Source organism: Pseudomonas sp. EpS/L25, assembly GCF_001512295.1.
In the GTDB taxonomy this organism is placed as follows: domain Bacteria; phylum Pseudomonadota; class Gammaproteobacteria; order Pseudomonadales; family Pseudomonadaceae; genus Chryseomonas.
This window is the reverse complement of sequence record NZ_LNUP01000002.1, coordinates 228,970-243,919: the sequence shown is the minus strand read 5'-3', so window position 1 is coordinate 243,919 and position 14,950 is coordinate 228,970. Positions and strand designations below refer to the sequence as shown.

The window sequence follows — 14,950 nt, the reverse complement described above, 5'->3', positions numbered from 1 at the left end:
AGGACGCCTCATGCCCCAGCAGAAAAACCCACTTTCCCTCGGCCTCATCGGCACCGGTCGCATGGGTACCTTCCATGCCACCGCCCTCGCCCAGCACCTGCACGGCGCGCGCCTGGTCGCCCTGGCCGATCCGGCGCCCGGCGCCGCCGCCCGGCTCGGCGAACTTTTGGACGTCACCCACCGCCACACCGATCCCCAGGCGCTGATCGAGAATCCCGCCGTGGAGGCCGTGGTCATCGTCGCTCCGGCCCGTAGCCATGCCGAGCTGGTGGTGGCCGCCGCCCGAGCCGGCAAGCCGGTGTTCTGCGAAAAACCCATGGCCGTGACCCTGGAAGAGGCCGACCGGGCCATCGCCGCCTGCGCGGAGGCCGGCGTGGCCCTCCAAGTGGGCTTCAACCGGCGTTTCGCCACCAGCTTCCGCACCGCCCGGGAACTGATCGTTCAAGGCCGGATCGGCACGCCGCAACTGCTGCGCTCCCTCACCCGCGATCCTGCGCTGCACGATCCGGCGGCGGTGAAACCCTGGACCATCTTCCTCGAAACCCTGATCCACGACTTCGACACCCTCAACTTCTTCAATCCGGGCGCCCGCGCCGTGCAGGTCTACGCGGTGGCCGACGCCCTGGTGCGCCCCGATTTCCGTGACCGCGGGCTGCTGGACACCGCCGTGGTGACCATCCGCTACGACAACGGCGCCATCGCCACCGCCGAGGCCAACTTCCAGGCGGTGTACGGCTACGACGTGCGCGGCGAGGTGTTCGGCAGCGCGGGGATGCTGACCGCCGGGGACGCCCGGACCAGCGAGCTGGTCTGCTACGGCGCCGAAGGCATCAGCCAGACCACCCAGCGCTCCGATGCCGAGTTGCTGCGCGACGCCTACCTGGCCGAACTACGTGCCTTCGTCGATGCCGTGCGCCAGGGCACGCCGGTACCGGTCAGTGGCGCCGACGCCCGCGCCGCGCTGGCTATCGCCCTGGCGGCCATCGAATCGGTGCAGACCGGCCAACCGGTCGCCGTCGCGGAGTGAAGCCCATGACCCCATCGCCCTTCATCCTGGCCGTCAGCGCCGAAATGGTCTTTCTCGACCGGCCCTTCGTCGAGCGGGTCCGCCGCCTGCACGCCCTGGGCTTCGCCGTGGAGATCTGGGACTGGACGCGCCACGACATCGACGCCCTGGCCGCCACCGGCGCGCGCTTCACCTCCATGACCGGCTACGTCTCCGGTGACCTGGTGAGCGCCGAGGGCCGCGCCGCCCTGCTCGCCAGTGCCCGGGAATCCCTGGCCGTGGCCGAGCGCCTGGGGTGCCCTTCGCTCAATCTGCATGGCACCGGCCTGGACCCGCGCGGCCTGCCGGTCAAGCCGCTGGCCGCGGTGAGCGGCCAGCACTGGCTGGCGGCGCGCGACACCCTCGGCGAGATCGCCCGCCTGGGCGAGTCCGCGGGCCGGGTCTTCCTGCTGGAGAACCTCAATACCGCCGTGGATCATCCCGGCGTGCCCTTCGCCCGCGCCGAAGACACCCTGGCCCTGATCGAGGCGGTCGCCAGCCCCCACCTGCGGCTCAACCTGGACCTCTACCACGCCCAGATCGGCGAAGGAAACCTGATCGAGCTGATCCGCCGGGCAGGTCCGGCGATCGGCGAGATCCAGGTCGCCGACGTCCCCGGACGCTGCGAACCGGGCACCGGCGAGATCCACTACCCGGCCATCGCCCGCGCGCTCGCCGCGCTCGGCTATCGCGGCGTGGTCGGCCTCGAAGGCTGGGCCGCTGAAGGTGATACCGAGCGCGCGTTGGAGCGCTTCAGAACGGCCTTCACCCTCTAATCCCCGATAGATGTTTTCGCTCGCATAACAACAAGAGGAACCAGACATGCTGCTTCGCAACCTGCTGTGCGCCGCCTTCGCACTCGCCCTGACACCCCTGGCCCTCGCCGACTACCGCATCGGCGTCAGCATCGCCAAGGTCGACGACAACTTCATGACCTACGTCCGCCGCAATCTCGAAGAGGCCGGCAAGACGGAAAGGATCAGCATGCAATTCGAGGACGCCCAGGGCGACGTCGTGCGCCAGCTGAACCAGGTGCAGAGCTTCCTGGCGCAGAAGGTGGACGCGGTGATCGTGCTGCCGGTGGACACCGCCGCCACGGTGAACATCACTCGCGCCGCCACCACGGCCGGGATTCCGCTGGTGTACGTCAACCGCCGCCCGGACGATCCCAGGCTGCCCGCCGGCGTGGTCGCCGTGGCCTCGGACGACCTGCAGGCCGGGCAGTTGCAGGGGCAGTTCATCGCCAAGCAGCTGAACGGCAAGGGCAGCATCGCCCTGATCATGGGCGAGCTGACCCAGAACGCCACCCGCGGCCGCTCCGAGGGTCTCAAGGAAGCGCTCAAGGCCTATCCCGGCATCAAGGTGGTGGCCCAGCAGAACGCCGACTGGGATCGCAGCAAGGGCATGGACCTGACCAGCAACTGGCTGACCGCAGGGACCCACTTCGACGCCATCGTCGCCAACAACGACGAGATGGCCATTGGTGCCGCCATGGCGCTGCAGCAGGCCGGCAAGGCCAAGGGCGAGGTGCCGGTGGTGGGCGTGGATGGCCTGCCCGACGGCCAGGCGGCGATCAAGCGCGGTCTGCTGGCCGCCTCGGTGTTCCAGGACCCGCGGGGCCAGGCCGTGCAGGCGGTACAGTCCGCGCTCAGGATGATCCGCAAGGAACCGGTCCAGGCGGATGTCTGGGTGCCGTACGAGCTGATCACGCCCAGCAACCTGGCGGACTACACCGCTCGTTTCAAGTAGCGACTGGAGGCGCGCCGGCATGAACGCGGTGGCGTCCCAAGGGTGTACGGGTCGCAGCCAGAAAGGCGGGATCGCCCTGCAGGGACGCCCCGCGAAGGCTGAAAACCGACTCCCAAGGCACAACGGCACTGCGTCCAGGGGAGAAAGGCTTCGGTGCCGCTCCCTTGCTCCACTGGCGCGCCGTTCGCCCACCGTTAGCGCCAGTCTTTCACCAGCGACCTGAAGTAGAGGGTGAAGATCAGCCGTACATCCCTGAGCGGTGCGAAGATGTCCTGGTCACGCAGGATGCCCGCCAGCGTGCCGCAAAACAGGCTATGCAGCTGGAGGCTGGCACTTCTTGGCGTCACCGCGGCCTGCAGGCGCTGCCGCTGGCTGTCGAAGAGGCGTTCGACGAGCGCTACGAATTCGCGGGTCAAGGCATTTTCCCGCTGTTCGACTTCCTGCAGTTCCAGAGTGAATTCGCAACGGTGCATCAGGATGGTCATGACTCGACGCTCCCGTCCCGGCTGAACGAATTTCTCCATGCACTCGACGCACAGTTCGTACAGCCTCATCAGGCAATCACCCTCCCCATCCGCACTCAACTGCTGGGGGACTTCATCGAGCGGAATGCGGATGCGATTGAGCATCTCATGGACCAGCTGCGCCTTGTCCCTGAAGTGCCAATAGACCGCGCCTCGAGTGAACCCACACTCTCTGGCGATCATTTCGAGGCTGGTGCGCGAAACACCATTGGTGAGAAACAACGCCTCGGCTGCATCCAGAATGGTCTGCCGGGTTTGCTCAGCGTCTTCTTTGGTACGGCGCATGACTCTCTCGTTTCAACGGCGTCTGTTCTGGCAGTTTAACGTTTGGCCTGCCTTTTACAAACATTCTTGTATGTATGCTTGCTTAGGGCATCTCTTCGGCACTCCTACCCGATGCGTGCTCGTCAGCCCTGGGACCTACCTAGAGCTGCCCACTGAGGTCTTGGACAGCGGCTGGAGAAAAACAGGAAGAGCGCCTTCTCTTCCTGGTGGACTCAATTTCTATCTGAAAACGACGCAGGGAAACGCCGCTCCTACCGCTATGCGAGTCCAAAAAATCGTGTGCATCGCCGCAAGCGCGAGCGGCCGGCCGAGCTCCGGGTGCTTGCGAGTTCAGCAGGAGTCACGCCCCCATCCAACGCCTGAACAGCACGCTGGCGTTCACCCCGCCGAAACCGAAGCCGTTGGAGAGGGCGTAGTCGATCGGCATTCGCCGAGCCTGCAGGGCGACGATGTCCAGGCCTTCCGCGGCCGGATCGGGGTGGTGCAGGTTCAAGGTCGGCGGCACCACCTGATCGCGCAGGGCGAGCACGGTGAAGATCGCCTCGATACCGCCCGCCGCGCCCAGCAGATGTCCGGTGCTCGACTTGGTCGAGGTGATGGCTACCGGAGCGTGGTCACCGAAGACCGCGCGGATGGCCGCCAGCTCGCCCTTGTCGCCTACCTGGGTGGAGGTGGCGTGGGCATTGATGTGCTGGACCTGGGCGGCATCGATTCCGGCCTGGCGCAAGGCCTGCGCCATGGCGCGGCGGGCGCCGCTGCCGTCTTCCGGGCCGGCGGTGAGGTGATAGGCATCGGCGCTGGTGCCATAGCCCACCAGTTCGGCCAGGGGCGTGGCGCCGCGAGCCAGGGCGTGCTCCAGGGTCTCGATCACCAGCAGCCCCGCCCCCTCGGCCATGACGAAGCCGTCACGATCCCGATCGAAGGGCCGCGACGCCTGCTCTGGGCGGTCGTTGAATCCCGTGGACAGGGCCCGGGCGACGGCGAAGCTGCCCAGGCTCACGCGGTTGATGGCCGCCTCGGCCCCGCCGCAGAGGGCGATGTCGGCCTCGCCACTGCGGATCAGCCGGGCGGCATCGCCGATGGCCTGGACACCGGCGGCGCAGGCAGTGATGGGCGCTCCCAGCGGACCGCGGAAACCGTACTGGATGGACACGTTACCGGCGGCCATGTTGGCCAGGAACGACGGCGCGGTGAATGGCGAGAGCCGGCGTGGGCCGCGGGCATCGGTGGTCCGCACCGCCTCGGCGATGGCGCCGAAACCACCCACCCCGGAGGCGATGATGGTCGCTGTCCGCTCGCGTTGCGCCTCGCTGGTCGGCTGCCAGCCGGCTTGGTCGAGCGCTTCCCGGGCCGCCACCAGGGCGAACTCGATGAAGCGATCCATCTTCTTCAGATCCTTGGCGGCGATGGCCACCAGGGGGTCGTAGCCCGCCTCCGGATCTTCGGCGAGGCTCGGTACCTGGCCGGCGATGAGACTGCCCACCCCGTCGCTGACCTCGGGTGGCAGCAGGCCCAGGCCCGAACGGCCGGCCAGCAGCCGTGCCCAGACCCTGTCGATGCCACATCCCAGCGGACTGACCGTGCCCATGCCGGTCACCACGATGCGTGTTCTGTCGTTGCCTTGCATTGCGCTACCTCTTCTCTCGATGGACGAGGCGCCCGCGGGCGACCTCGTGTCTTGTCCGCGCCCGATCAAGGCGCGTGCCAGCTTGGGGGCCCAAGGGACTGTCCTTGCAGCCGGGATATCGATCCTGTCTCGAAGCCGTCTCGGCAAAGCCTGCCGAACGCCCTACTCCCACGCGTCCTAACGCGCATCGGGAGCACGGTAGGGAGGGACCGCAGACCGCGTGTCCACCGGCACGCACAGGCCCGCGGTAAGTAAGGCCAGGCCGATATGGCACAGGTAGACGGCATCGAAATCGGCGCGCTGCAAGCTGGGATGGCCGAGGAGCAGGACGGTCAGCGCAACCCCCATGACCGATCCGATCTGGCGTATGGCCTGGTTGACGGCACCCCCTACCGCGTAGTGGTCTACCGACAGGCGACTGACCGCAGCACCCGCCAACGAGGGCATCACCAGGCCGACGCCCACGCCACTGAGCACCATGCCTGGCAGCCACTGTGTCAGGTAGGCGGGCTCGAGCCCTGGAACGAAGAGAAACCACAGTCCGCTCATGGCGTAGACCAGACACCCGACCAGCAGCAGTGGACGGTGGCCATAGCGGCTCGCTACCCGGCCCGACAGCGCAGCGGTGGGTACCACCAGCAGCGGGCCGGGCATCATGGCCAGACCGGCAAGTGGCAGCGGATACTTCCAGATCGCGCTCATGTAGAAGAAGAAGGCGAAGAACATCATCGAAAACGCGATGCCGAAGCTCAGGGTCGCGAGATTGACGTAGCTGTAGGTGCGGTTGTGAAACAGGCGCAGATCGACCAGAGGAGCAACCGTAGAGCGCGCCCAGACCACGAATCCGATCAGGCATGCCAACCCGATGCCCAGTGCGCCCAGCAGCTCCTGCCGTGACCAGGCCGGAGACTCGGACTGCACGATGGATAACGCCAGGGCACCGATGCCGACCACCAGCAAGCCCATGCCCACCAGATCCAGCGGCCGCCCCTCGGTCTGTTGTTTCGTCTCCGCCAGCAGTTTCTTTCCCCGCCAGAGCGCGAAGAGGCCCAGGGGTACGTTCAGGTAGAACGCCCACTGCCAACCGAGCGAGGCGACGACGAAAGAGCCCAGGCTGGGACCGACAGCCGCGGCCAGGCCCCCCACCGCGCCCCAAAGGCTTACCGCAACCGCGCGCCTTGTGATCGGAAAGGCGGCCAGCACCAGCGACAGCGACGCGGGCGTCAGCAAGGCCGCCCCGATGGCTTGCAGCACCCTTGCCGCCACCAGCCACTCCACGCTCCCTGACAAGCCGCAGGCGACGGACGCCCCCACGAACAGCCAGACTCCGGTGAGAAATACCTTCTTGCGCCCCTGCCTGTCCGCCAAGCCGCCGGCCGGGATGAGCATGGCCGCGTAGACGACCGTGTAGGCGTTGAGCACCCAGGAAAGGTCCGCCGGCGTCGCGTGCGTGAACCCGGCCCGCAAGGCGCTGAACGCCGCGAACAGCAGGGTGCCATCCATGGCTACGAGAAATACCGCGATGGCGGCCACCCAGAACACCGGCCAGGGTGAAGGCATACCGGCCGCCACACCTGTCGATGCGTTTTCGCCGAGCGCGGGTGGCTCGTCGGTAGGGGTTCTGTCCAGGTGGGTCATGGGATGTCTTCGCTCATTGGACTCGAGGACGTGTCTTGCAAGGCACGTGGGCCGCAGGTTGGCGCGGATCCGGTCAGGCCAGCCCGAAGGTCTTTCGCAGGCCCTTCTCGACGAGGCCGCCCGGCATGAAGCGGCGCAGCCTGACCAGGAGCGATGCCTCGCCTTTGGGGGTGTGTCGCATCTTCCAACCTCCCAGCGCCGCATCGACGATCGTCGTGGCCACGCCAGCGGGATCGGGCGCCTTCTCGATATTCTTCCGAATGGCCTGGGCGACCATGCCGAACTGTTGTCGGTACTCCGGGATCTTGACGGCGGTCTGAGGGGCGTTGAGATCCAGGTTGGTCTTGGTGAACGAGGGCTCGACCAAGGCGACGCGAATCCCGAACTGGCGTACCTCGTGGTCCAGCGTTTCCGAGAGTCCCTCCACGGCATGCTTGGAGGCCGCATAGAGCGCCATGTAAGGCGCCGGCAGAAAGCCCAGCACCGAACTGACATTGACGATGCGACCGGCGCCTTGCGCACGCATGTGCGGCAGCACCGCCTGGATCGTACGCAGGAGGCCGAAGACGTTGGTGTCGAACAGGCTCCGGGCTTCACCGACCGATGTCTCCTCCAGGGCGCCGAGCAAGGTCCCTCCCGCATTGTTGATCAGGACATCGATCCGTCCGGCCCGCGCGATGATGGCGGCGATGCCACGGCGCACCGAGTCTTCCTCACGGACGTCCATTTCGACGAGCTCCACACCTGGAATAGCCTGAGCGCTCTGCTGGCTACGCACAGTGCCGAACACCCGGCATCCCCGTGTTGCCAGCCGGATGGCAGTGACGCGTCCGATGCCAGAAGACACACCGGTGATGACGATAACTTCTGCTTTCGACATGTCAGTGCCTTTTCGTGGAAGGAAGGGAGACGGAAACGATCAGCCGTGGGCAGGCGATGGCTTGATCCTGAACCAGATGGCGTACATGGCCGGCAGGAACACCAGGGTCAGCACGGTGCCGGCGAGGGTACCGCCGATGAGGGTGTAGGCCAGGGTGCCCCAGAACACCGAATGGGTGAGCGGGATGAAGGCCAGGATCGCCGCCAGCGCGGTGAGGATCACCGGCCGTGCCCGCTGGACGGTGGCCTCGACCACCGCCTGGAAGGGTGGCAGGCCATCCTGCTCGTTCTGGTGGATCTGCCCGATCAGGATCAGGGTGTTGCGCATCAGGATGCCCGACAGCGCGATCAGCCCGACCAGGGCGTTGATGCCGAAGGGTTGCTGGAACAGGAGCAGCGTCGGCACCACCCCGATCAGCCCCAGCGGACTGGTCAGGAAGACCATCACCATCGCCGACATGGAGCGGACCTGCAGGATGATGATCAGCAGCGTCAGGGCGATCATGATCGGGAAGATCGGCAGCATGGCGACGGACGCCTTGCCGGACTCCTCGATGGCGCCGGCCTGTACGATGCGGTAGCCCGCCGGCAAACGATCGATGATTGGCTGCAGTTGCTTGAGCACCGCAGTGGAAACGTCCGGTGGTTGCAGGTCTTCTGCGATGTCACCACGCACGGTGATGGTCGGCACCCGATCGCGGCGCCGCATGAGGGGCTCTTCCATCTGCGTCTCCACCTCGCCGACCTGGGATAGCGGAATGCGCTGGCCCTGGGCGCCGACCAGGGTGAGATCGCCCAGCCGCGCCGGATCGAGGCGAACGTCGCCCGCCGCCCGCGCGACCACCTGGACGGTACGGATGTCTTCGCGCACCGCCGTCACCGGAACGCCACTGAGCAGGAATTGCAGCTGCTGTGCCACGGCGCTGGAGGTCAGTCCCATCGCCTGCAGGCGATCCTGCTGCAAGTTGAAGTGCAGCACCGGCGTTCGCGTCCCCCAGTCGGTGTTGACGGTGCGCATCATCGGGCTGGCGCGCATCACCCCTTCCACCTCGCCGGCGATCCGACGCAGCACCTGCGGATCGGGACCGCTGACCCGATAGGCGACCGGGAACGGCGAATAGGGACCGAACACCAGCTGGGTGACCCGCAGCCGCGCCTCGGGCGCGAGCCCGGCGGCGATGGCCTCGCGCAGGCGCAGCTTGAGTGCTTCGCGGGCCTCCGGATTGTCGGTGCGGATGATGATCTTGGCGAAGGACGGGTCCGGCAACTCCGGGCTCATGGCCAGGAAGAAGCGCGGCGCACCCTGGCCGATGTACGAGGTCACGATGCGCGCATCGTCCTGCTGGGCGAGCCAGGCCTCGACCTTGGCGGTCGCCCGCTCGGTCTCGCTGATCGAGGTACCATAGGGCATCTGCACCTCCACCATCACTTCGGGACGATCGGAGATGGGGAAGAACTGCTTCTTGACCACGGCCATGCCGAGGATGGCGGCCACGAACAAGCCGATCACCAGCACCGCGACCAACCACTTGCGGGCGATCACCTGGCCGAGCACGCGGCGGAAGCGGTTGTAGCGCGGCGTGTCGTAGAGCGCGGTGTGCCCGCCTTCGACCGTCTTGGTTTCCGGCAGCAGCTTGACGCCCAGGTAGGGCGTGAAGACCACCGCCACGATCCAGGAGGTGATCAAGGCAATGCCGACGATCCAGAACATGTTGCTGGTGTACTCGCCAGCGGTGGAGCGAGCGAAGCCATTGGGCATGAAGCCCACGGCCGTTACCAGGGTGCCGGCCAGCATCGGGGCGGCGGTGTGGCTCCAGGCATAGGCCGACGCCTTGATCCGGTCATGGCCCTCCTCCATCTTCACCACCATCATCTCGATGGCGATGATGGCGTCGTCCACCAGCAGGCCCAGGGCCAGGATCAGCGAGCCCAGGGTGATGCGGTCGAAGTTCTTGCCCGTGGCGGCCATGATCAGGAAGACAGCGGCCAGGGTCAGGGGCACCGCAGCGGCCACGACGATGCCCACCCGCCAGCCCATGCTGACGAAACACACCACCATCACCACCAGCAGGGCGACGAAGAACTTGACCATGAACTCGTCGACCGACGAGGCGATGTTGACCGCCTGATCGGTCACCTTGGTCAGGCTCATGCCCAAGGGCATCTCGGCGTTGATGGCGCCGACTTCGCTTTCAAGTGACTTGCCGAGATCCAGGCCATTCCAGCCATCGCGCATGACGATGCCGAGCAGCAGGGCGGGCTCGCCGCCGCTACGGATGAGGAAGGTCGCCGGATCTTCATAGCCGCGCTTGACCGTGGCGATGTCCGCCAGCTTGAGGGTCCTGCCCTTGACGATCACCGGGGTGTCGCGAATGGCATCGAGCTGGTCGAAGGCGCCGTCGAGGCGGACGTAGACCTCCGGTCCGCGGGTTTCGATGGAGCCTGCGGGCGTCAGGACATTCTGGGCATTGAGCGCGGCGAAGATGTCTTGCGGTGCCACCCCCAGGGTCGCCAGGCGATCATGGGAAAACTCCACATAGATACGCTCGGCCTGCTCACCCAGGATGTTGACCTTCTTCACCCCCGGCACATGCAGCAGGCGCTGGCGCAGCGTTTCCGCCTCGCGTGCCAGCAGACGCTGGGGCTCGCCCCGGGCCTTGAGGGCGAAGAGCGCGAAGGTGACGTCGGCGTATTCGTCGTTGACCATCGGCCCGATCACCCCGGCGGGCAAGGTCTTGGCCTCGTCGCTGATCTTCTTGCGCGCCTGATAGAACTCCTCCGGTACCTCGGCCGGCGGCGTGCTGTCGAGCAGCGTCAGGGTGGTGAAGGCCAGGCCAGGACGGGTGTAGGTTTCCGAGCGGTCGTACCAGCGCAACTCCTGCAGGCGCTTTTCCAGCTTCTCGGCGACCTGATCCTGCATCTCCTGCGCCGTGGCGCCTGGCCAGGCGGTGACGATGGTCATGACCTTGACCGTGAAGGCCGGATCTTCCGCCCGGCCCAGCTTGAAGAACGACAGTACCCCGCCGACCGAGACCAGCAGGATCAGAAACAGGGTAATCGAGCGCTCACGGACGGCGAGCGCCGACAGATTGAACCGGCTCTCGCTCACGGCTGCTTTCCTTCCAGGGCATCCTTGGCATTCGTGGCCACCCGGATCGCCTCGCCTTCATGGAGCAGATGAGCGCCGAGGGCCACGATCCTGTCACCCTGCTGGAGCGCCCCATCTACCACGGCGGTGTCGTCCGACAGCTGACGAACCTGCACGGGTACCCAGGCAACCTGCTCGGGCGAGCTCTGGATCCGCCAGACTCCGGCGCCCCTGCCTTCGTCATGCAGGGCACCCAGAGGCACCTTCAAGGCATTCCCCCGCGCCACTCCCCCTTCCGGAATACGCAGTGTCACCGTAGTGCCCAGGGGAGCGTTGGCCAGCGCCCCTTCGAGCACATAGCGCGCCTCGAAGGTACGAGTCTCGCGGTCGGTACTATCCGACAACTGCCGCAGCCGTGCCGGTACCGGCCGTTGCGCACTGTCCAGGCGGCTGGCTTGCGCCATGGAACCAAGCGGCGGACGCAGGGTTTCCGGCAGTTGGACAGCGACCTCCCGGGCACCTGCACGAGCCAGGCGCACCACGATCTGTCCAGCGGCCACTACCTGCCCGGTCTCCGCCAGCGTATCGACCACCGTGCCGTCTGCATCGGCTACCAGCACGGCATAACGACTGGCGTTGAGCGCCACCTCGGCCTGGGCTTCGGCCGCCCTGAGCTGCGCCCTGGCGGTATCCGCCGCGGCCTTGATCTGGTCATAGCCGGATACCGAGATCGCCCCGGTCCCGCGCAGGTCCCGGTAACGCGCCTCGTCATCCGCCGCCTGCCGGGCACGCGCCTGGGCGGCCGCGACGGCTTCCCGCTGCGCCTGCAGGGCCAGTTGCAGATCGATGGGATCGAGCCTCAGCAACGGCTGGCCGCGCTTGACGACCTCGCCAGTGTCCACCAGCCGCTCGGCGATCTTGCCCGCCACGCGAAAGCCAAGATCGCTCTGAACCCGCGCCGCGACGATGCCAGTGAAGGTCCGGCTGGCACTCCCGGCCGACTCCACCGCCGCAGCGCGCACCAGGGGCGGTTGCGTACGCGGATCGACCTGAGTGGGGGCATTGCACCCGGCGAGAGCCAGCGGCACGAGTACAGTGACCAAGGCCGGGGAAAGCGAGCGGCGCGCGAACATGGAAGCTCCGAGTGGATACCATCAGAGCCCGCAATTTGATACTAGTGACCAAATTAGTCAATAGTCACCCAGTATTTTAGGGGGAAAGGCTGCGCAGTACCAGGTTGGCCAGTTGGGTAGGAGCGACCTCGAGCTGCTCGAAGCTGTACTGCAGCATCAGCGGATTCAGATAGGGGCGCAGCACCAGGTAGGTGGCGATTATCACGTCGTCGATCGGCGTCTTGCGCTCGAATTGGCCCTCGGCGCGTCCCTGGACGAGGATCTCCCTGAGCAGCTCCTTCAGCCGAGCTTCGTGGGTGACGGTGGCGGGCCAACGACCCGAGGAGGCGGAGATGGCGATTTCGTAGAGCTTGCGGTCCTCGGAGAACAGCTTCAGCGTCGCACCGGGAAGGCTCTGGAACAGCTTTCTCAGCTTGTCTGGCGCGCTGCTGGCCGAGGCTACCGCCGCCCTGGCCTCGGCCTCGATTCCTTCCAGGCAATCCATGCAGATAGCCTCGCCTATGGCCTGCTTGGAGTCGAAGAACTTGTAGATGTAGGCCTTGGAGAAACCGATGCTCCGGGCAAGTTCGGACACCGTCGTCTTCTCGTATCCGTAGCGGCTGAAGTGTTCCCTGGCCGCCACGATGATCTGGTGACGGACATCGTGTTCGGCCGGTCCACGGGACGGGCCGGATGAAGCGGATTCGGTAGTCATGAGCAGGTGGCGTTCCGGCAGTTGCAAAGGAAACGATGAGTGACCAATATACACAACGGTCACAAAACTCGTTAGGCGTCGCTCAGGATAAAAGCCCATGCGCTCCAGATTCCAGATCATTCTGCTCACCGGCGCCGCCCTGGCGAGCGGCTGTACCGTCGGTCCCGACTACCAGGCCCCGACGCTGCCGCTGCCGACGAGCTACCAGCGGCAACCCCAGACGGCGCCCTTGAGCGATCAGGCGCTGGCGGCCTGGTGGGCACGCTTCGACGATCCCCTGCTGAGCCAGCTGGTGGAACTGGCCCTGGCGCAGAATCTCGACCTGGCCCAGGCCGACGCCCGCCTCGCCCAGGCGCGCGCGAGTCTCGCCATGGCCCGGGCGGCGCTGCGCCCGAGCGGGGATCTGGAGGGTACGGCCGGACGCGCCCACCAGTCCCTGGAGACGCCTCTCGGGCGCGTCCTCGCGGCGACCCCTGGCTACGACAGGAACGGGTCATCCTATGAAACCAATCTCGGTGCCAGCTGGGAGCTCGACCTATTCGGCGGCCTGCGACGCGACCGCGAAGCCGCGCGGGCCGACTACCAGGCCACGGCGGCCAGCGCCGACGCCGTGCGCCTGGCCGTAGCCGCCGAGACAGCCGATCTCTACCTGGACATCCGTGGCCTGCAGACCCGCCTGGCCATCGCCCGCCGCCAGGTCGAGACCCAGCGGGGGCTGCTGTCCATGGTCAGGCTGCTCAATGACAAGGGGCTGGCGACCGAACGGGAGCTGCACCAGGCCGAAGGGGCGCTGGCGGAGGTCCAGGCCACGGTGCCCGTACTGCAGTATTCGCTGGAAGTGACCCTGAACGCGCTGGACGTCATGCTGGCAGCGCCGCCCGGCACCTACCGCGGCAGGCTGGCGCAGATGACCCCCATTCCCATGCCGCCGCGCATCGAAACCGCCGGCGATCCCGCGGACCTGCTCAGACGCCGTCCCGACCTGATCGTCGCGGAGCGCCAGCTGGCCGCGGCCAACGCCCGGATCGGCGTGGCCATCGCCGAGTATTATCCCAAGTTTTCCCTGAGCGCCCTGCTCGGCAGCGCCACCACCCTCTCCGGCAGCCATCTCTTCGACCAGGATGCCCAACAGGCGCTGGGCGCCGTGGGAGTACGCTGGCGACTGTTCGATTTCGGCCGCATCGATGCCCAGATCCAGGCGGCCAGGGGGCGCGACGCGGAGCTGCTGGCGGCCTATCGACTCGCCGTCCTGCGGGCGACGGAAGACGTCGAAGGCGCCCTTACCGGCCAGTTGCGCCGCGAAGAGCAAGCCAGCCTGCTGGCCGCCAGCGAACGCGCCCTCACCCAGGCCCGCCAATCCGCGGCCCTTGCCTATGGCAAGGGGATAGTGCCCCTGATGGAGGTGCTGCAGGCTGACGAGCGCCTGCTGCGCACCGCCGATGCCCGGGCCCAGGCACAGACCGCCGCCGCGCGCGCGGCGGTCGCGACCTTCAAGGCGCTGGGCGGCGGTTGGCAACCTTCCTCCGCCACCGTACTGAGCCTGCGCTAGGCAAGGACGGCGAGGGGCCGAACCGGCCCCATCCGCAGCACTGCTCGCCGCAGGGATGCCGGTTCAGCATGCGCCCCAGGCACCACCGGCCTCATCGGGTGACCTGCCACTAGCGTCCGCCCTGGTCGGTGGCAATGCCGCTCGACGGGGGCCAGGGCATGGCGACAGCGCAGCGACGTCCATCCTGGGCGGGATCGATCAGCCCGTGGGGCGCACCAGCTGATGCCGACTGAAGAAGCGCTCCAGCTCGCGGGGCTCGGGCTCGGGCTCGAGGCCAGTGAAGATCTTCAGATCTTCGGGGATGAACTTGAGGCGGTACTCCAGCGGCTCGACGGTCTTCATGCTGATGTAGCCGATCTGGGTCAGGTAGATGGAGCGAGCGCGGGTCTCGGCCGCGCGGTCCTCGAAGCGGTCGAAGACATTGAGGATGGTCTCGGTGATGGACTCGGCATAGGCCTCGCTACGGGCCACCAGGTCGCCGGTGTTCTTGCTCCTCCACTGGTCGATCAGCGCCTCCCGCTCCTCGAAGAACCATGCCTTCCGTCGACGCCGAACTATCGTCTTTTTGCACTATCACCGTGCATACCGCCAACGCCTGCCCCAAGGCTGAGCAGGCGATACATTCCCTCCCCGACAGCCTTGCCCAAAAACGACAATCGGCGTCCACTCGCCCGGGGATTTGTTGACCTATCGGTCAGCTTTACCCACCATCGAAGCAACCAGACCTCAAGTGGAGAGC

The 14,950-nt window shown here is 66.7% G+C and carries 11 protein-coding genes and 1 pseudogene; 4 read left to right on the top strand and 8 right to left on the bottom strand.

What is annotated here, in order from left to right; all coding sequences use genetic code 11:
• Positions 1 to 10 precede the first annotated feature (10 nt).
• Genes AR540_RS02350 through AR540_RS02340 form a run of 3 tightly spaced genes read left to right on the top strand, consistent with a single transcriptional unit; the run spans position 11 to position 2,794 of the window.
• Entirely contained in the window at positions 11 to 1,027 is a 1,017-nt protein-coding gene (locus AR540_RS02350; RefSeq protein WP_059226248.1) for a Gfo/Idh/MocA family oxidoreductase, read from the top strand.
• A 5-nt stretch (positions 1,028 to 1,032) separates the two neighbouring features.
• A complete protein-coding gene (locus AR540_RS02345; protein ID WP_059226247.1) occupies positions 1,033 to 1,821 on the top strand; it encodes a TIM barrel protein in 789 nt (262 codons plus the stop codon).
• A gap of 46 nt (positions 1,822 to 1,867) precedes the next feature.
• Positions 1,868 to 2,794, top strand: coding sequence for a sugar ABC transporter substrate-binding protein (locus tag AR540_RS02340; protein ID WP_059226246.1), 927 nt, complete (start codon positions 1,868 to 1,870; stop codon positions 2,792 to 2,794).
• Between the two features lie 194 nt (positions 2,795 to 2,988).
• Here AR540_RS02340 and AR540_RS02335 read toward each other — a convergent pair whose 3' ends face one another.
• The 7 genes from AR540_RS02335 to AR540_RS02305 all read right to left on the bottom strand — a co-directional run bounded on the left by AR540_RS02335 (position 2,989) and on the right by AR540_RS02305 (position 12,662).
• The gene (locus AR540_RS02335) at positions 2,989 to 3,603 is read right to left on the bottom strand and encodes a TetR family transcriptional regulator (protein WP_059226245.1); all 615 of its coding nucleotides are present in this window, start codon (positions 3,601 to 3,603) and stop codon (positions 2,989 to 2,991) included.
• A 340-nt stretch (positions 3,604 to 3,943) separates the two neighbouring features.
• Positions 3,944 to 5,230, bottom strand: a complete 1,287-nt coding sequence (fabF, locus tag AR540_RS02330) for a beta-ketoacyl-ACP synthase II (protein ID WP_059226244.1) — start codon at positions 5,228 to 5,230, stop codon at positions 3,944 to 3,946.
• Between the two features lie 177 nt (positions 5,231 to 5,407).
• Positions 5,408 to 6,868, bottom strand: coding sequence for a DHA2 family efflux MFS transporter permease subunit (locus AR540_RS02325; protein WP_059226243.1), 1,461 nt, complete (start codon positions 6,866 to 6,868; stop codon positions 5,408 to 5,410).
• A gap of 73 nt (positions 6,869 to 6,941) precedes the next feature.
• Positions 6,942 to 7,748 (bottom strand): oxidoreductase, encoded by an 807-nt coding sequence (locus AR540_RS02320; protein ID WP_059226242.1) that lies wholly within the window; start codon positions 7,746 to 7,748, stop codon positions 6,942 to 6,944.
• Positions 7,749 to 7,787: 39 nt separating this feature from the next.
• The gene (locus AR540_RS02315; RefSeq protein WP_059226241.1) at positions 7,788 to 10,856 is read right to left on the bottom strand and encodes an efflux RND transporter permease subunit; all 3,069 of its coding nucleotides are present in this window, start codon (positions 10,854 to 10,856) and stop codon (positions 7,788 to 7,790) included.
• Complete coding sequence (locus AR540_RS02310; RefSeq protein WP_059226240.1) at positions 10,853 to 11,968, bottom strand: efflux RND transporter periplasmic adaptor subunit; 1,116 nt, start codon at positions 11,966 to 11,968, stop codon at positions 10,853 to 10,855. Before AR540_RS02310 ends, AR540_RS02315 begins: the two co-directional genes overlap by 4 nt.
• Before the next feature lie 76 nt (positions 11,969 to 12,044).
• A complete protein-coding gene (locus AR540_RS02305; RefSeq protein WP_059226239.1) occupies positions 12,045 to 12,662 on the bottom strand; it encodes a TetR/AcrR family transcriptional regulator in 618 nt (205 codons plus the stop codon).
• Between the two features lie 97 nt (positions 12,663 to 12,759).
• On the opposite strand from AR540_RS02305, the gene AR540_RS02300 reads away from it, so the two are divergent.
• Complete coding sequence (locus tag AR540_RS02300; RefSeq protein WP_059226238.1) at positions 12,760 to 14,211, top strand: efflux transporter outer membrane subunit; 1,452 nt, start codon at positions 12,760 to 12,762, stop codon at positions 14,209 to 14,211.
• A 198-nt stretch (positions 14,212 to 14,409) separates the two neighbouring features.
• On the opposite strand, the pseudogene AR540_RS02295 reads toward AR540_RS02300, so the two are convergent.
• A pseudogene (locus AR540_RS02295) lies at positions 14,410 to 14,778 on the bottom strand (TetR/AcrR family transcriptional regulator); the annotation flags it as partial.
• Between the last annotated feature and the right edge of the window lie 172 nt (positions 14,779 to 14,950).